At 46.3% G+C, this 17211-nt stretch carries 15 protein-coding genes; 6 read left to right on the top strand and 9 right to left on the bottom strand.

Annotated elements, in window-relative coordinates:
- Nucleotides 1-15: 15 nt before the first annotated feature.
- From nrdF to nrdI, 3 genes are read right to left on the bottom strand one after another with little or no spacing between them, the layout of a single operon-like run.
- Nucleotides 16-981 carry a class 1b ribonucleoside-diphosphate reductase subunit beta gene (gene nrdF, locus ERX40_RS00380; protein ID WP_133416522.1) on the bottom strand — a complete coding sequence of 322 codons (966 nt, stop codon included), beginning with the start codon at nucleotides 979-981 and terminating at the stop codon, nucleotides 16-18.
- A 25-nt stretch (nucleotides 982-1006) separates the two neighbouring features.
- The gene (gene nrdE, locus ERX40_RS00375; protein WP_133416521.1) at nucleotides 1007-3112 is read right to left on the bottom strand and encodes a class 1b ribonucleoside-diphosphate reductase subunit alpha; all 2106 of its coding nucleotides are present in this window, start codon (nucleotides 3110-3112) and stop codon (nucleotides 1007-1009) included.
- A complete protein-coding gene (gene nrdI / locus ERX40_RS00370; RefSeq protein ID WP_133416520.1) occupies nucleotides 3084-3461 on the bottom strand; it encodes a class Ib ribonucleoside-diphosphate reductase assembly flavoprotein NrdI in 378 nt (125 codons plus the stop codon). Before nrdI ends, nrdE begins: the two co-directional genes overlap by 29 nt.
- 298 nt (nucleotides 3462-3759) lie before the next feature.
- On the opposite strand from nrdI, the gene ERX40_RS00365 reads away from it, so the two are divergent.
- From ERX40_RS00365 to ERX40_RS00345, 5 genes are all read left to right on the top strand, one after another.
- The gene (locus ERX40_RS00365; protein WP_133416519.1) at nucleotides 3760-4608 is read left to right on the top strand and encodes a DMT family transporter; all 849 of its coding nucleotides are present in this window, start codon (nucleotides 3760-3762) and stop codon (nucleotides 4606-4608) included.
- A gap of 48 nt (nucleotides 4609-4656) precedes the next feature.
- A complete protein-coding gene (gene queF / locus ERX40_RS00360; RefSeq protein ID WP_133416518.1) occupies nucleotides 4657-5151 on the top strand; it encodes a preQ(1) synthase in 495 nt (164 codons plus the stop codon).
- A gap of 118 nt (nucleotides 5152-5269) precedes the next feature.
- On the top strand, nucleotides 5270-6742 hold the full coding sequence (locus ERX40_RS00355) for a peptide MFS transporter (protein WP_133417562.1): 1473 nt from the start codon (nucleotides 5270-5272) through the stop codon (nucleotides 6740-6742).
- Between the two features lie 154 nt (nucleotides 6743-6896).
- Nucleotides 6897-8399: a peptide MFS transporter gene (locus ERX40_RS00350; protein ID WP_133416517.1), complete on the top strand. Its 1503-nt coding sequence runs from the start codon at nucleotides 6897-6899 to the stop codon at nucleotides 8397-8399.
- A 74-nt stretch (nucleotides 8400-8473) separates the two neighbouring features.
- The gene (locus ERX40_RS00345) at nucleotides 8474-9379 is read left to right on the top strand and encodes a diacylglycerol/lipid kinase family protein (RefSeq protein WP_133416516.1); all 906 of its coding nucleotides are present in this window, start codon (nucleotides 8474-8476) and stop codon (nucleotides 9377-9379) included.
- Nucleotides 9380-9413: 34 nt separating this feature from the next.
- Here the strand turns inward: ERX40_RS00345 and ERX40_RS00340 are convergent, their stop codons facing one another.
- The 6 genes from ERX40_RS00340 to ERX40_RS00320 all read right to left on the bottom strand — a co-directional run bounded on the left by ERX40_RS00340 (nucleotide 9414) and on the right by ERX40_RS00320 (nucleotide 16271).
- Nucleotides 9414-9950 (bottom strand): 5' nucleotidase, NT5C type, encoded by a 537-nt coding sequence (locus ERX40_RS00340; protein ID WP_133416515.1) that lies wholly within the window; start codon nucleotides 9948-9950, stop codon nucleotides 9414-9416.
- Entirely contained in the window at nucleotides 9947-10075 is a 129-nt protein-coding gene (locus ERX40_RS11520; RefSeq protein WP_279487635.1) for a hypothetical protein, read from the bottom strand. Before ERX40_RS11520 ends, ERX40_RS00340 begins: the two co-directional genes overlap by 4 nt.
- Nucleotides 10076-10175: 100 nt before the next feature.
- The gene (locus ERX40_RS00335) at nucleotides 10176-11690 is read right to left on the bottom strand and encodes an ABC transporter permease/substrate-binding protein (RefSeq protein ID WP_133416514.1); all 1515 of its coding nucleotides are present in this window, start codon (nucleotides 11688-11690) and stop codon (nucleotides 10176-10178) included.
- The gene (locus ERX40_RS00330) at nucleotides 11690-12610 is read right to left on the bottom strand and encodes an ABC transporter ATP-binding protein (protein WP_133416513.1); all 921 of its coding nucleotides are present in this window, start codon (nucleotides 12608-12610) and stop codon (nucleotides 11690-11692) included. The genes ERX40_RS00335 and ERX40_RS00330 overlap by 1 nt, the downstream gene beginning before the upstream one ends.
- Nucleotides 12611-12649: 39 nt before the next feature.
- Nucleotides 12650-14407 carry a DNA helicase RecQ gene (gene recQ, locus ERX40_RS00325; RefSeq protein ID WP_133417561.1) on the bottom strand — a complete coding sequence of 586 codons (1758 nt, stop codon included), beginning with the start codon at nucleotides 14405-14407 and terminating at the stop codon, nucleotides 12650-12652.
- A gap of 7 nt (nucleotides 14408-14414) precedes the next feature.
- Entirely contained in the window at nucleotides 14415-16271 is a 1857-nt protein-coding gene (locus ERX40_RS00320) for an ABC-F family ATP-binding cassette domain-containing protein (RefSeq protein WP_133416512.1), read from the bottom strand.
- A gap of 90 nt (nucleotides 16272-16361) precedes the next feature.
- Between ERX40_RS00320 and ERX40_RS00315 the strand changes: the two genes are divergently transcribed.
- Nucleotides 16362-17177: a ZIP family metal transporter gene (locus tag ERX40_RS00315; protein WP_133416511.1), complete on the top strand. Its 816-nt coding sequence runs from the start codon at nucleotides 16362-16364 to the stop codon at nucleotides 17175-17177.
- Nucleotides 17178-17211 lie beyond the last annotated feature (34 nt).

Genomic DNA, 17211 nt, shown 5'->3' with positions numbered 1-17211 from the left:
TGTGATGGGTTCATTTTATTCAAATACGAAGTCTTCGTCTGTCAGTGCTTCGACGTTAAGTGCAAGCACATAGCCGTCACCTTTGACACTGAAGAAGTCGTGGTTCTTCGTGCTGGTATTCAGCGCATTCTCGATGATCGGATTGAAGCCGCGCTCTTCAAAGTAAGGCTCAAACCCTAAGTTTGCCAGTGCTTTATTACCATTGTACTGGACATAGTTGAGGACATCTTCTGTTAAACCGACACGGTCATACAGTTCACGTGTATATGATTCTTCGTTGCGATAGAGGTCTTCCAGCATCTTGTACATTTCTCTGTCTGCACGAAGTTTATCATCGTCCGATAATTCGTTGCGCAGGCTCTGGGCATCAAGTCCTGTGAAGACACCGTGAATGGATTCATCGAGCAGAATCTTACGGATAATCTCACCTGATGTCGTCATGCGGCCTTGTCCCGCCAGATACAATGGATAATAGAAGCCGCTGTAGAAGAGGAAGGTCTCAAGGAACACTGAAGCGACACGTGCCATATACTGGTCGTAGATACTTGCTTCAGGCGACCACAATTTATGATATTTCTCTAAAATTCTGTTTGCTTTATACGTCAGATGAGGTTCACTCGGCACCCATTCATTAAGCAACTCATCTGTTTCATGCGTCGGCAACAATGTTGTGAAGATATGTGAATAACTCTTCGCATGGATATTCTCCATCATACCCATAAATGAGTAGACTGCTTTTTTACGTAAATCAGTTGTATGCATCATAATAAGCGGCATACCGTCATCTGCCTGCTGCGTGTCAAGTCCTGTCAGACCCGCCAGTGCATGGTTGAATGTATATTTTTCGTCTTCCGTCAGCTCTTTCCAGCTCGCAATATCCTTTGATACCTTGAATTCTGTCTCAACCCACATCTGTGAGATATTCTGACGCCAGAACATGTTGGTCATGTCTTCCTGCGTATTCCAGTTTACTGCTTTCATCTGAACCCATCCTTGCTTTAATTAATTAAATCGCACAGCTCGTACATTCTTCAACGCTCAGTAATTTATTCCGTGTATAGTAAAGTGACTTTAGACCTTTGTGATGTGCATAGACATAAAGACGTGACAGTTCACGTGTTGAAATCTCAGAGTTCACGAAGAGAATCGTTGAGATTCCCTGGTCGATATGCTGCTGGATCGTTGAGATGAGATCAATCAGTTTCATCTGATCCGTGCTGAATGCAGATTTGTAGAACCACATCGTCTCAGGTGACAGGAATGGCATCGGATAGAATGTCTCAGCATTACCGTATGTACGGCGTTCAATCTGATCGACAATCGGCATCACTGAACTCGTCGCGTTCTGTACATATGAAATACTTTGAGTCGGTGCAATCGCCAGACGGTAAGCATGGAAGAGACCATGTTGTTTGACCTTTTCGCTTAATTCCTGCCAGTCTTCTTCAGTCGGCACATGCATACCGTCGAATAAAGCCTTCACCTGATCTGACTGCGGTGCAAAGCTTATATGGATATATTTCTCGAAATACTTGCCTGATGCATAATCTGACTGCTCAAAGTCTGTATAGACCTGACCGCGTTCTTTGGCCATTTCCATTGAACGTTCAATTGAATAGAAGTTCATCATCATGAAGAATGTATTGGCAAAGTCTTTCGCTTCTTCTGATTCGTAGGCAATCTTATTCTTTGCGAGATAACCATGCAGGTTCATCACACCGAGACCGACTGAATGCAGTTCACGGTTCGCTTTAGCGACGCCTGGTGCATTCTTGATATCTGCCTCGTCACTGACCGTAGTCAGGGCATCCATGCCGATATGAACGGATTCTTTCACTTTTCCTGATTCCATGACGTTGACAATATTCAGTGAACCTAAGTTACATGAAATATCGCGTTTGATATCATCTTCAGTACCGTAATCATTGATAACAGATGTCTCCTGCAGCTGGAAGATCTCCGTACAGAGATTGCTCATCTTGATCTGGCCGATATTTGAGTTTGCATGGACTTTATTCGCATTATCCTTGAACATCAGGTAAGGATAACCTGACTGCAGCTGTGTCTGGGCGATCGTATTCAGCATCTCACGCGCATCTTTTGATTTCTTCATGATGTTCGGATTTGCGACCATCGCATCGTACATCTCATCCAGATTGATATCATCTAATGTCTGGCCGTATTCAGCTTCAACTGTATGCGGCGCGAACATATAGAAATCCTTACCTTCTTTTGCAAGTTCAAAGAATTTTGATGGCACGATCAGTCCTGTTGAAATCGTGGACAGACGTAAGTCCTCATCGGCATTCACTTTCTTCGTATCGAGGAATTCAAGCACATCATAATGGAAGATATTTAAGTATACAGCACCTGCTCCCGGACGCTGGCCGAGCTGATCCGCATAGCCGAAGCCGCCTTCAAGTGCTTTTGCAACAGGCAGCACTCCTTTAGCAACCCCTTTGATGCCTTTAATCGCTTCACCACGCGCGCGAAGTTTCGATAAGTTAATGGCCACACCGCCGCCGATTTTAGAGAGCTGCTTGGCTGTTGAATCGATATAGTTGATAGAGTTCAGTGAATCATCCACTTCCAGCAGAAAACAGGAAACGAGTTCACCGCGACGCGCACGTCCTGCGTTCAGGAAGGTCGGTGTCGCGGGCTGATAACGCTGTTCCACCATCGCATTGACCAGTTCCTTCGCTTTTTCCACATTCCCTTTTGCGAGGTAGAGGCTGACAATCACAACATGTTCCTTATAATCCTCAAGATACTGCTTCTTGTCGTTTGTTTTCAGCGAGTAATCCTTGAAGAACTTACTGGCAGACATATAGCTCGCAAATCTGAAAGGGAGACTCTCAGCATAAGCGATAATTTCGACTAAGTCAGCATCTGAGTACTGCGCGAACAGATCATAGTAAAACTGATTATCCACTAAATAATGAAGACGTTCCAGCGGTGAATTAAAATGAATGGTCTTGGCATTTATTTCTTCCAGATAGACCCTGAGTGCTTCCTGATCTTTCTCTAAATCAAAAAAGCCATCTGCACGGCGTTTAGTTACCTGGTTATTCAGCTCTATGTGATTATATTGTTTGTCGTCTAAGACTTTCATTTAATTCATCCACCTTTTCATTAAATAGTTGTACATCATGTGCATTGCCGTGAAGTTCAAATTTCATGAGAAGCGGGACATGGTATTCTGCTGCGATCAGCTCGCCTGAACGAGCAAAATTCTCTCCCCAGTTGCGATTACCGCTGCTGGCAACTCCTACTAGATGACTTGAGTTCCGATTCAGAAATTGTCGGACGGCATCCGGCACTTCTCCGAAACCTATCGTTCCTGTCACCATCACAAAAGACTGATCAATTGTCTGCAGGTCAAGCATTGATTCGCCTGTAAACTTTGTCTTCTGCAAGAAACGTCTCACATTTCCCGTCAGCGAATAATAGACTATCTTCACTTTCATCACTCCATATGTAAAACTCCGGCTCTGCAATCCGTTAAAGAATCAAACACTACATGTAGTGTTTGATTCTTTAACGGACCACAAGATATATGAAATATTATAGCACGTTTGTTCGCACTTTCAATTGATTATACCCATAATTTTTTTAATTTAAGAGCTTGACTTTTACTTGGTATTCTTAACTCGTTGCCGCCCATAGGGTTCAGAAATTATTACATTTTAATGACAGGAATTTTCTCAGTCTATTCTCGATGTGTTAAAATAAACTATCCTACTTGAAAGGTCGGCTATTATGAATAATTTACAAAAAGGCATACTGGCACTCTTGATCGCCTCACTCGGTTTCAGTCTGATGGGTGCCTTCGTCAAACTTTCCGGCGATCTTCCGGTACTGCAGAAAACATTATTCAGAAACATTGTCGGCATGCTGATTCCCCTTTATTTCGTCATCAGAAACAAAGAGCGGCTATTCGGCAGACTGCAGAATCAGCCTCTATTGATAGCCCGCAGTGTATTCGGACTGATCGGCGTCGTGCTGAACTACATCACGATTGACCGTATGGTGCTGAGTGATGCAGATATGCTGAACAAGCTCAGTCCCTTCTTCACTATTCTGCTGTGTGCAGTCTTCCTGAAAGAGAATATCAGACGATATCAGATCATTGCCATCACTGTGGCTTTCCTTGGTTCTCTCTTTATCATCAAGCCCAGTTTCTCAAGCGATATGAATATCGCCATCATCGGTGTGCTCGGTGCCTTCTTCGCCGGGTGTGCCTATACTACACTACGAGTCCTCGGCCAGCGTGAGAAGTTCTATACAACCGTATTTTATTTTTCCTTTTTCTCAACGATTGTTCTGCTGCCTTACGTCATTTTCAATTACGCAGCAATGACAATGGCGCAGACTATTTATCTATTGTTATCCGGCGTCTTCGCGACAGTCGGCCAGTTCGGCATCACCATCGCCTATCAGTACGCACCCGCTAAGCATATCTCCATCTTCTTCTATGCGACAGTGCTGTTCAGTGCCATTATCAGTTTCGTTCTTTTCAGACAAACACCGGACATGCTGAGCTTCATCGGTTATATCATCGTCTTCAGTGCCAGCTACTATATGTTCCAGAAAACAAGACTTGAGTAAACTATCTTTCTATAGTAGTATCAGAACATTAATAAAGGAGGACATGTCATGTCACGCAATAAAGAAGAATTACAGGATATCACTTTACTCGGCAATCAGAACAACCAATATCTCTATGAATACGATCCTTCCATTCTCGAGTCTTTCGATAATAAACACCCAGGGCGCGACTATTTCGTCAAGTTCAACTGCCCGGAATTCACCAGTCTCTGCCCGATTACAGGACAGCCTGACTTCGCGGCTATTTATATCAGCTATATCCCGAACATCAAGATGGTGGAATCCAAATCCCTGAAACTCTACTTATTCAGCTTCCGTAATCATGGTGACTTTCATGAGGACTGCATAAATATTATTATGAATGATCTGATTGAGCTGATGGATCCACATTATATTGAAGTGTGGGGGAAATTCACTCCCCGGGGCGGTATTTCCATCGATCCTTACACAAACTATGGCCGGCCTGATTCTAAATATGAAGAAATAGCGAACTATCGGCTCATGAACCATGATTTATACCCGGAAACGATTACAAACCGCTAAAATAAAATTGTCAGAGAATTAAAAACAGTGTATATTGATTACATTGTTTTTATTTTTTTCTTTTGAGAGAGGAAGATCTACTTTGACACAGCATACACGCGAAGAAATCGTCAACAGCATGCCTCGGACCGGTTTCTTCGGACACCCTGAAGGGCTTTTCACACTTATGGTCACGGAATTCTGGGAGCGTTTCAGCTACTACGGCATGAGAGCCATCCTGGCCTACTATCTCTACTATGAAGTCTCCAAAGGAGGCTTCGGTCTGGAAGAAGGGACTGCCCTGCAGATTGTCTCCATCTACGGTGCACTCATCTATATGAGTGGAATTATCGGCGGCTGGGTTGCAGACCGTATACTCGGTACCAGACACTCTATTCTGATCGGTGCCATCCTGATTATGGTCGGGCATATTTTATTATCTTTACCCAATAACTTCACTCTATTTCTTTTCGCTCTGTTCTTTCTGATTATCGGTACAGGTTTACTGAAACCGAATATCTCGGCGAACGTCGGCGAACTCTATCTGAAGAATGACTCGAAAATAGACGCAGCCTTCACCCTATTTGTCATGTCCATCAACTTAGGGGCTTTCCTGTCACCTCTGCTTGTCGGTCTGCTGCAGACACGCATCGGCTTCCATGCCGGGTTCGCAGCAGCTGCCATCGGTATGTTCATCGGTCTGGTCATCTACATCCTGACAGCTAAAAAGACACTGGGACTGTCAGGTCTCAATGTCCCTAATCCGATTACAGCTGAAAACCGTAAAAAGACCTGGATGTTTGTAAGTTTGATTGCTGCAGGGATTGTTGTTTTCCTGCTCGTTCTTAGTGCGCTCGGTCAACTCAACTTCAATGTGATCAGCCTAACGATCTCAATCTTAGGCGTTGTGCTGCCGGTCATCTATTTCGCGATAATGTTTCTTTCGCATAAGACCACTCAGATCGAGAAATCCCGTCTGCTTGCATATATTCCGCTGTTCCTTGCTTCAGTGATGTTCTGGATGATTCAGGAACAGGGATCCACCGTACTTGCAAGTTTCTCTGACAAACGCACACAGCTGGACTTAGGTGTGGTCACTGAGGGTCTGATTGATTTCACGATACCAGCCGCATGGTTCCAGTCATTGAACCCACTCTTCATCGTGACGCTTGCACCCTTTATCGCATCACTCTGGGTCAGACTCGGCCGTTATAACCCGCCGACTGTCATTAAGTTCGGTATTGCCTTACTGCTCGCAGGTTCAAGTTTCTTAGTCATGATTCTGCCCCTTATGTCAGGGAATGAACTGATCAACCCATTATGGCTCGTTCTCAGTTTCTTCCTGGTGACCGTTGCTGAACTCTGCTTGTCCCCTGTCGGCTTATCGACAACGACAAAACTTGCACCTGAAGCATTTACAGCTCAGATGATGAGTATCTGGTTCCTGTCAAACACGATGGCCCAAGGTCTCAATGCACGTCTTGTCAATGTCTATACCAGCATCGATTCTACGCATTACTTCGGTTATTTCGGCAGTATCGCCATCGGTCTGGGTATTCTAATTATGCTGATCAATCCGCTGATTAAACGTAAGATGCACGGCATCCACTGATTACGAAAACAAAGCACTCGTTATGAGTGCTTTTTTCTATGCAGATTTATTATTAAATATAATTATAAGAATATTCCAACTTTTCCCATAACTATTGTTCTTTTAAGCATTCATCGCTACAATAATGGTAACTAAAAAGACAGGAGTTGGACTTATGAAACACACAAGAGAGGAAATGGTCAACAGTGTACCACAGACCGGATTCTTCGGACATCCTAGAGGTCTGGGTATCCTCTTCTTCGTAGAATTCTGGGAGCGTTTCAGCTACTACGGTATGCGCGCCATCCTGGTCTATTACATGTACGACAAGATTATCAACGGCGGACTCGGTATGGAGCAGACGACCGCAGCAAGTATCGCATCGATGTACGGTGCCCTCATCTTCATGACCGGGATTGTCGGTGGGTGGCTGGCTGACCGTGTCATCGGGTCAAGACGTGCGCTGATGTATGGTGCCGTACTGATCATGGCAGGCCATATCGCGATGAGTCTGCCGTTCGGCGTACCCGCTTTTCTTGCCTCCATGTTTCTGATCATCGTCGGTTCCGGACTGATGAAACCGAATATCTCAAACGTGGTCGGCGGCTTGTATCATAAGAGCGACGACCGCATGGATGCAGGCTTTGTTATCTTCTACATGTCTGTTAATATGGGTGCTCTCGCTTCACCGTTCATCGTTGGCGCTCTGCAGAAAAACTACAACTATCATACCGGCTTCCTGGCCGCTGCCATCGGTATGGCACTTGCCTTAATCACCTATATCATCTTCCAGAGACGCTCTCTCGGACTCGTCGGACTTGAACCTTCCCATCCACTGACTGCAGATGAAAAGGTGAAGTATACAAAAGTCATCACGATTTCCGTTATTGCACTCATTGCAGTGTTTGTCATCACTTATATGACAGGCGGTCTGACATTCGGTACATTCTCAATTCTCGTCACAGTTCTTGGTGTCGTGCTGCCCATCATCTATTTCCGTATGATGTACATAAGCAGGGATGTTACTTCAACTGAGAAAAATCGTCTGCTTGCTTATATCCCGTTGTTCATTGCCGGGGTTATGTTCTGGTCCATCCAGGAACAGGGTGCAAACGTGCTCAGTATCTTTGCCAAAGAAAAGACACAGCTTGATCTGAACCAGCTGTTCGGTATTGATTTCACTGTACCGGCTGCATGGTTCCAGTCAATCAATCCATTCTTCATCGTGCTGCTCGCCCCGTTTATTTCAAGCTTATGGTCGAAACTGGGTAAATATAATCCTTCAACTCCGCTTAAATTTGCGCTTGGCCTGTTCTTTGCGGGTATCTCCTTTCTGGTGATGATCATTCCGGCAATGACAAGTGGCAGCGAGCTTTACAATCCGTTATGGCTTGTTCTCTCGTTCCTGCTCTGCGTTATCGGAGAACTCTGCTTATCGCCGACAGGGTCATCTGTCTCCGTCAAGCTTGCGCCTGAAGCGTTCAGCTCACAGATGCTGAGTCTCTGGTTCCTGACCAATGCCAGTGCACAGGCCATCAACGCCCAGCTCGTGAAATTAGTTGAGCCGATGGGCTACACGAACTACTTCGCCTTTATCGGCGGGCTTGCTCTTTTTCTCTTCGTGATTTTACTTCTGCTGAACAAGTGGGTCACACGAAAAATGGAAGGCATTCATTAAATGACGACACGCCCGTACAGGGCGTGTTTTTTTGATTAAAATGGGTAAATGATAGATAAAAGCGAGGTGTCCATATGGCCAATTTCAACAAAGGTATACTATTCTATCACGAAGCAGCAGGGCAAGGTGATGTCCATCAGGCACTTGGAGAAGTGACAACTAATGTATTAAAGATGTGCAAGCAGCTGACCATCTACCGGAGCGATGCTAAAGGCGACATCAAAACATATTGTCAGACCCTTAAAGATGAAAATTACGATATCCTTTTTATCCTGGGTGGCGATGGTACCGTTCATGAACTTATCAATGGTGTCATCGCAGCTGACTTGAATCTGCCGATCGGTATTCTACCCGGTGGTACATTCAATGACTTCGCCAAGACATTGAATCTTCCTCCTACACCTCGTGAGGCATCGGAGGTTCTGCTCGACAGTCATGTCAGACACATCGATGTCATGAAAGCGAATGATCGATATGTACTGAATTTTGTAGGGATGGGGTTGATTGTAGAAAACTCTGAGGCAGTGGTTGACAAAAGCAAAAGCAAGCTGGGTAAGTTCAGCTATCTCTTCTCCACTTTGAAGACAGTCGCTGATCCGACATTTTTTGACTATGATTTGACGATTGACGGTCAGAATCAGACAGGAAACGCCTCCATGATCGTGGTGGCGAACGGACAGTTTGTCGGAGGAAATCGTATTCCACTGACAGAGCTTCGGGCAGATGATGGACTGATGCAGATCTTTATTTTCAAGGAAGCAGGACTCAAGCTCTTTACGGAGATGATCAAGGAGAAAAGCATCGATAACTGGAATGCCATCAGTAAAAATGTCGAGCATCTGAGCGGTAAGCACATCACAATCTCGACAAAGGATGAAATGGATATTGATGTTGACGGTGAAGTCGACTTGACCACACCAGTCACCATAGAAATCTTAAATAAGAGACTTCGGTTGTTCGCCGGTCCTGATATAGAATAAAGAGGCCTCTGGAATTCCAGAGACCTCTTTATCTTTATTCTGCTGGAAAGAAGTATGATTCCACTTCTTTCCAGCTGCGAACGCGCTCAAAGCCTTCTTCATTGATATTATGCGCTGCATTGAACATGATGCCCTTGCCTTTGAAGGCGGCGAGCTGCTTAGGATTATCATCAATCAGATAATCTGTACCCACAACGCCTTTATTGCCGCAGAAGATAAAGTTCTGCGGATCCAGGAACGGGAAATGTTCAAGCAGCCACTCATATTTCGCATCAAATGACGTAGGTACATCCATCGCTGCTGTGGCGATATAGACATCATAAGATTCTGTCAGCCGTCTGACCACGCGCACTGCGTCCGGGAATACTTCCAGGTCTCTGAAGAAATCACGGTCAAGCAGCAGATTTGATAAGTGCTCGACATGCTGTGGATGCAGATCGCGCAGTTTGACACCCTGCAGTTCCTCAGCTGTCACTGTCTCACCTGACTCCTCATTGAATCTAAATATCACTTTCTTCAGTGTATCCGCTAATACTTCGTCCATATCAATGGCAATGGTCTCTCTCATTATAATTCCTCCTCAAAATAATGTTCAAATCTGTCGATAATCACTGTATTCTGCTCAGTTGAGCCGATTGTCACTCTGACAACCCCGGCAAAGGACGTGCCCGCTGGCAGAATGGAAGCTGCTGGCACATCATCATATCCCCTTCAATGTTCAGTTCACGCTTCAGCTGTTTTCTCCGGCGAATAGATAGCGAGTGATAAGAGCTGTTTCTTCATAGATATTCACTCCTCATTTAAGCAGGTGTTTTTTCTTCAGGTAATCATGTGCAACATCAGCTGCCTTTTTCTTTTCGTAGGCGACTTCATAGTTCATCTGCTGCATCTCCTCATCAGAAATCTGTCCTGCCAGCCTGTTCAACGCCTCAGCTACTTCCGGGTACTCTTTGACGGTCTCTTTCTTAAGTAAGGGTGCACCTTGATAAGGCGGGAACAGATGCTGATTGTCCTTTAAAATAACCATATCATATTTTCTCAGCTCAGCATCAGTCGAATAAGCATCAATCAGATCAATCTTATTGCTCTGGATAGCCTGATAACGGATCTTCGGCTCCATTGTTCTGATATGAGCAAGCTTAATCCCATATTTTTTCTGAATCCCTTTATAACCATCCTCCCGGTCATTGAATTCAAGGGTGAATCCTGCTCTGATATCGTCTTTCACTTTCCGTAAATCAGAGATGGTTTTTAAATCATGCTGCTCGGCATATGATCTTTTCACTGCGAGTGCATACGTATTGTTATATTGCATCGGTTTGAGAAGCGCCATGTCATATTTCTTTTCGATACGGTTCTTCGCCTGATGATAGACCTCTTCTTCTGTATTGCCTTCAGGTGTCTCTTTGACCAGCTCACCGAGCACCGTACCTGTGAACTCCAGATACCCGTCGATCTCATCAGCCTTCAGGGCATTGAATAAAAATGAAGTCTTACCGAGTCCCGGCTGAATTTCAACTGAGACATCCGTCTCCTCTTCAATCAGCTGTTTGTACATATTCGTGATAATTTCCGGTTCAGTACCCAGCTTACCGGCCAGTTTGATCTGACCCTTATCTTTACTGAAGAGCGGTATGACCGACATAAGCAGGGCAATCAGTAGAATCAGCCCTAATATCAAGCCGATTTTCCGGTATGACAGTCGCTGCATGAAGCGCAGCAGGATATCAAAGAAGATGGCAAGAATAGCTGCCGGTATCGCACCCAGCAGAATCAGGGACATATTGTTCCGGTCGATACCGAGTAAGATCAGGTCTCCGAGACCGCCCGCACCGATAAACGCGGCAAGGGTCGCAGTCCCGATGATCAGCACCATTGCAGTGCGGATTCCGGCCATAATGACCGGCATCGCAAGCGGCAGCTCAACCCGGGTCAGACGTCTGAATGGATTCATACCGAGACCGCTTGCCGCCTCTGTCAACGACGGATCGACTTCTTTAATCCCTGTATATGTATTACGCAGGATAGGCAGCAATGCATATATCACGAGCGCTATGATGGCAGGTACTCGGCCGATTCCGAATAGCGGAATCATCAAGCCGAGGAGTGCGAGTGACGGAATCGTCTGGAGCACTGCGGTCACATTGATAATGGGCTCAGCAATTCTGTTATATCTCGACAATAATATACCAAGCGGTACAGCGATCAGCATCGCTATCAGCAGTGCAATAAACGAAATCTGGATATGTTCCAGTAAGGCGGACCAGAGCTCACTCTGGCGTTCCTGAAATGTCGAAATAAGTGCCTTCATCAGACGGTGCCTCCTTTACTCAGGACTTCGAAGACAGAAGGACGTGTCACAGCACCGAGATAGTCCGCGCCGGTTACGTTCAGCTGCTCGTGTTCGGCGAGCAGAGAGTACAACGCACTGACAGGTGTCTCTGCATCTACTGTCGGATAGCGCCCGTCAAATGGCAGCTTCGTCACACAGTCCCGAGCCAGGCGTTCAATATCTGTTTTCCCTATAAAGGACGTGACGAACTTACTCTTCGGGGACTCTACAAATTCTCTAGGTGTACCGATCTGTTCGATTCTGCCCTGATTCATCAGGCAAATACGATCACCGAGCTTAAAAGCCTCATTGATGTCATGCGTGACAAAGATGATGGTCTTATTGATTTCAGACTGCAGCCGCAGCAGATCATCCTGCAGTTTCTCACGGCTGATGGGATCCAGTGCACTGAACGGTTCATCCATCAGAATAACAGGCGGATCAGCCGCCAGTGCACGGACCACACCGATACGCTGCTGCTGTCCGCCTGACAGTTCAGATGGATAGCGGTCTCTGAACTGTGCATGGGGCAGACCGACCATATCCAGCAGACGGTTCACCTGGTCATCGATTGTACCTGTCTTCCACTTCTTCATCAGTGGGACCTGCGCGATATTATCGCGCACCGTCATATGCGGAAAGAGTGCAATCTGCTGCAGCACATAACCGATATTCCAGCGCATCTCATCAAGCTTATAACTGCTGATGGGCTGCTCCTTGAAATAAATATAGCCGCTGGTCAGTGGAATCAGCCGGTTGATCATCTTGAGCGTCGTTGTCTTGCCACATCCTGACGGACCGATGAGCACAAAGAACTCACCTTCTTGCACCTCAAAGGAAATCTGATCCACCGCTGCTTTGTCCCCGTACATCTTAGAAACATTGTCAAATTTAATCATGCCTTCACCTCTGTATCTTAATAGCCTGAATAAGTCCCGTTAAACTGTGGTCTGATAACTTTTTATCGCTTCGATAAAACGCGGACAGTAATGTTTCAGTTTATAGGAGCCGACCCCTTCTATCTGGAACATCTCCTGTTTCGTCGTCGGCTGTTTCTGTGCGAATAATGTCAGTGTCCGGTCAGAGAATATGGTGAACGGCGGAATCTTCATTTCCTCTGCAAGCGTCTTACGCACTTTCTTCAGTACATCGAAGAGTGCATCGTCCACTGTTACCAGCGTATGAATCGTGACGCGCTCATTGTAATCGACAGGATGATAATGTGTCATGATCTGCATATTTTCCAGCAGTACTTCCTTCGCACTTGGATGGACACTTAATCTGCCGTCTATTTCATCCACATAACCGTTGAATAACAGCGTATCGATAAAGCCGTTGATGGCCTTTGTCTCGTATTCTTTCATCAGTCCGAACGTGCTGAGATGTTCGAAGTCATGACGAGGAAAGCTTTCTCCTCTGATCACCTTCGTGAGCACACTGCGGTTGACAGGTGTCTTCATCCGGAGGAGACAGCTCAGCAGTTTCTTCGCTTCTGTCGTCATATCATAATCCGCTTCCATCAGACAGTTCGTACACTTGCCGCACGGTTCCAGATGTTCCTCGGAATTGAAATAGTTGATCAGCGTTCCTTGCAGACATTGGGTGGTCTTCGTATACTGCACCATCTTTTCGAGCTTTTCCTTTTTCATGTCCTGGATGACTTCGTCCTGCGTGTTACCGATGAAGAACTGCTGCAGTCGGATATCCTGGTCGCTGTACAGCAGGATGCATTCACTGGTGAGACCATCCCGTCCGGCACGGCCCGCTTCCTGATAATAGGATTCAAGGTCCTGCGGCAGGTTGTAATGTATGACATATCTGACATTCGACTTGTCAATTCCCATCCCGAAGGCATTCGTCGCAATCATAACAGAGCAGTTATCATTGACGAATGCCGTCTGATTCTCTGCACGCACTTCAGCCGGCAGCCCCGCATGATAAATCGTATGGCTGATCTTAAAGTCTCTGAACTGTTCACTTAACGCCTCCACCTGTTTACGGGTCGTCGCATAGATAATACCTGAATCATCCGGATGTTCCTTGATGTAACGCCGCACCATCTTATCTTTCTGAAAGGTCGGATCGACCTTGAAGGCAAGATTGTCCCGCTTGATGCTCGTCTCAACGACACAGTCATCACTAATATGCAGCAGACTTTGTATATCTTTTCTGACATCGGCTGTTGCTGTAGCTGTTACAGCCATACACGGCGCTCCCAGGCTCATTACCCGGCCGACGACCTGTCGGTAGCTCGGTCTGAAGTCATGTCCCCATTTCGATATACAATGCGCCTCGTCGAACGCTATCAGCCTGATATCCAGGCGTGACAGCAGATATCTGAAATCATTTTTATCGAAACGTTCAGGGGCGACATATAAGAACCGATATTCACCCTTTATAAGACCCCTTTCAATCGCCCTTGCTTCTGCCTCTTTCTGCTGACTGTTCAGATAGGCGGCTTCAATACCCGCCGCTGTCAGGGCATCCACCTGGTCCTTCATCAGTGAGATCAGAGGGCTTATGACCAGGGTCAGTCCACCGAGCGCTATACCGGGCACCTGATAACAGATGGATTTTCCGCCGCCTGTCGGCAGAATACCAAGCGCTGACCTGCCTTCGACCGCATAATCGATCAGTGCACCCTGTCCTTCCCGGAAATTCTGATAACCATAATATTTCTGCAGTATCTCTTCCAGCTTCATTCTACTCCATCCGTTCTGCGAGTTCGCTCCACTCTAAAAATGCTTCTTCGTACCGCACGTTCAATGCTTCCCGTTCTGCTGTCAGCTTATTCAGTCGTTCGTAGTTTGTTGTTTCCCCTGCTATGTGGGTATCCGTCTCGTCAAGCTTGTGCTCCAGCTGCTCTATTTCTGCGCCCAGCTCCTCAAAGCGGCGTTTATCCTTATAGCTGACCCTTGACTGTGTGCGCGGCGCTTTCGCTGCTGTTTCTTTCACGGGCACAACATATGTCTCTTTCTTGTGATTCAGATAATCATCAAAGTCGCCGAGAATGGTCTTAATTTCCTGCTGACTGATGAACCAGTATTTGTTCACAACTTTGTCGAGAAAATAACGGTCGTGGCTGACCGTAATGACAGCACCGCTGAATTCCGCCAAGTACTGTTCAAGAATGGTCAGTGTCTCAGTATCCAGATCATTCGTCGGTTCATCGAGCAGCAGAACGTTCGGACCTTCTATCAAGATACTCAGTAAGTACAGACGCTTCTTCTCACCGCCGGACAGGCGATGAATCAGTGTGCCATGCATGCTTGACGGAAAGAGAAAACGTTCCAGCAGCTGGGTCACCGAGATTTTCGTACCGTCTTTCTGCGTAGCTTCCTCTGCCTTCTCGCGCAGAAAGTCGATGATACGCATCTCTTCATTCATTTTGGCGTAGGACTGCTGATAATAGCCTATTTTAACGGTCTGCCCGACCTTCAATGTTCCGTCATAATCAGTCAGTTGCTGGCTCAAAATATTCAGCAGTGTTGACTTCCCTGTACCATTCTCGCCGACGATACCGATTCTGTCCGTTGTCTGGACAATTGCAGAAAAGCCGGAGAAGAGCCTGTTTTCTCCCAGCGTCATACCGATATGCTCCAGTTCAAAGACCTGTTTGCCGAGTCGCTGATGATTCAGGTCGATTGTCATCTGGTCTTTCGTCTGATGTTCCAAGACCTTCTCCTCAATCGTTCTGAATCGGTCAATACGGGCCTGCTGCTTCGTCGAGCGTGCTTTCGCCCCTTTCCGCATCCATGCAAGCTCCTGCTTATAGAGCTGCTTCTCTTTATGCTGCAGACGTTCAGCGGTCAGTTCTTCCTCTGCTTTCTGAGCGATATAGGCATCATAGTTTCCTGTATAAGGATGGAGGTGACCGTTTCTCAGTTCAACAATCCGGTCGGTCACTTCATTCAGGAAGTAGCGGTCATGAGTGACCACAAGCACCGCCTTCGGATAATTTCTGATGAACTGAATCAGCCAGGCGATGGATTCGAAATCCAGGTGGTTCGTCGGCTCATCCAGCAATAATAGATCAGGGCGGGAAAGTAAGGTCTTCGCGAGCGCTACCCGCTTCTGCTGCCCTCCGCTCATCTCATTCAGGTGTTTGTCATGGTCCATAATGCCCAGCTTCGTCAGAATCGTCTTCGCCTCTGCCTGATAGCTGAAACCGTCCACTGCTTCAATCTGTTCCTGCAGCTGATTGAAATCACTCATTATTCCTTCTGACATATCCTCCGTCATCCGCTGCAGCACACGTTCATAGTCGGTCAGCAGTCTAACGACAGGACTCTCCGGATCAAGAACATTCTGCAGGGCATTTTTACCGAGTTCAAGAACCGGATCCTGGGCCGCGTAGCTGATTTTAAACCCGTTCGGATGTGTGACTACACCGTTATGAGGCTCGATTTCTGCAATCGTTTTTAATAGCGCACTTTTCCCGGTACCATTGATACCGACAAGTGCGATTTTCTCTCCTTCAGCGATACTTAAGTTAACCTGGTCGAATATAGTCTTATCTCCGTACTGTTTATCCAAACTCTCTATCTTATATGCTTCCATTGTTAACCTCTTTCTCATATATGTGCTATGATATGGATAATGTCAAAATTTTATTAATATATTATACACTTTTCTCAATAAGGAGGCACTATGTTAGAATGGTTTAGTCAGTTATCACATGTTTACCAGGCCCTGATTGCCGGTCTGTTCACCTGGAGTATGACCGCTCTTGGTGCCGCTCTTGTATTCATGGTGAAGTCTGTCAACAACAAATTACTTAATACCATGCAGGGCTTTGCTGCAGGGGTCATGATAGCGGCTTCATTCTGGTCGCTGCTCGCTCCTGCACTTGAGTTCAGTGAGAAAGCAGGTCAAATACCATGGATTCCTGCTGCTGTCGGCTTCTTGTTCGGCGGCATGTTCATCCGCGGACTTGATCTTGTCGTCCCTCATATGCATGCCAATGCCTCACCTGGTCACCAGACAGAGGGACGTAAGAGTAATATGAAGAAGTCCACATTATTACTGCTGGCGATCACCCTGCATAATATTCCTGAAGGTCTTGCTCTCGGTGTTGCGTTCGGTGCTATCGGACATGCAACAGGGGGAGGCACGCTGATGGCTGCCATCGGTCTTGCTATCGGTATCGGAATTCAGAATATCCCTGAAGGAACGGCACTCAGTCTGCCTATCCGGGGTGATGGCAAGTCCAAGTGGCAGGCATTCAATTACGGCCAGGCCTCTGCTCTGGTGGAACCAGTCTTCGCCGTAATCGGTGCTGCTGCTGTCCTTCTCGTGACACCTCTACTTCCTTATGCACTTGCATTTGCAGCAGGTGCCATGATCTTCGTCGTAGTAGAAGAACTGATCCCTGAGTCACAGGCGGGTGAAAATACGGACCTTGCGACCCTTGGACTTATGCTCGGGTTTACTATCATGATGATTCTGGATGTTTCATTGGGATAAAAAAAAGACGATTTCAGCTGAAATCGTCTTTTTT

The organism is Macrococcus carouselicus, assembly GCF_004359515.1.
In the GTDB taxonomy this organism is placed as follows: domain Bacteria; phylum Bacillota; class Bacilli; order Staphylococcales; family Staphylococcaceae; genus Macrococcus; species Macrococcus carouselicus.
The sequence above is the reverse complement of the archived record's forward strand: the minus strand, read 5'-3'. Positions and strand labels throughout refer to the sequence as shown.

What these genes read in the sequence shown, in the direction of transcription:
- nrdF (WP_133416522.1), bottom strand. Translation starts at nt 981, where the DNA reads ATGAAAGCAGTAAACTGGAATACGCAGGAAGACATGACCAACATGTTC.
- ERX40_RS00335 (WP_133416514.1), bottom strand. Translation starts at nt 11,690, where the DNA reads ATGAAGGCACTTATTTCGACATTTCAGGAACGCCAGAGTGAGCTCTGG.
- ERX40_RS00345 (WP_133416516.1), top strand. Translation starts at nt 8,474, where the DNA reads ATGGCCAATTTCAACAAAGGTATACTATTCTATCACGAAGCAGCAGGG.
- ERX40_RS00350 (WP_133416517.1), top strand. Translation starts at nt 6,897, where the DNA reads ATGAAACACACAAGAGAGGAAATGGTCAACAGTGTACCACAGACCGGA.
- ERX40_RS00315 (WP_133416511.1), top strand. Translation starts at nt 16,362, where the DNA reads ATGTTAGAATGGTTTAGTCAGTTATCACATGTTTACCAGGCCCTGATT.
- queF (WP_133416518.1), top strand. Translation starts at nt 4,657, where the DNA reads ATGTCACGCAATAAAGAAGAATTACAGGATATCACTTTACTCGGCAAT.
- ERX40_RS00320 (WP_133416512.1), bottom strand. Translation starts at nt 16,271, where the DNA reads ATGGAAGCATATAAGATAGAGAGTTTGGATAAACAGTACGGAGATAAG.
- nrdE (WP_133416521.1), bottom strand. Translation starts at nt 3,112, where the DNA reads ATGAAAGTCTTAGACGACAAACAATATAATCACATAGAGCTGAATAAC.
- ERX40_RS00365 (WP_133416519.1), top strand. Translation starts at nt 3,760, where the DNA reads ATGAATAATTTACAAAAAGGCATACTGGCACTCTTGATCGCCTCACTC.
- ERX40_RS00330 (WP_133416513.1), bottom strand. Translation starts at nt 12,610, where the DNA reads ATGATTAAATTTGACAATGTTTCTAAGATGTACGGGGACAAAGCAGCG.
- ERX40_RS00355 (WP_133417562.1), top strand. Translation starts at nt 5,270, where the DNA reads ATGCCTCGGACCGGTTTCTTCGGACACCCTGAAGGGCTTTTCACACTT.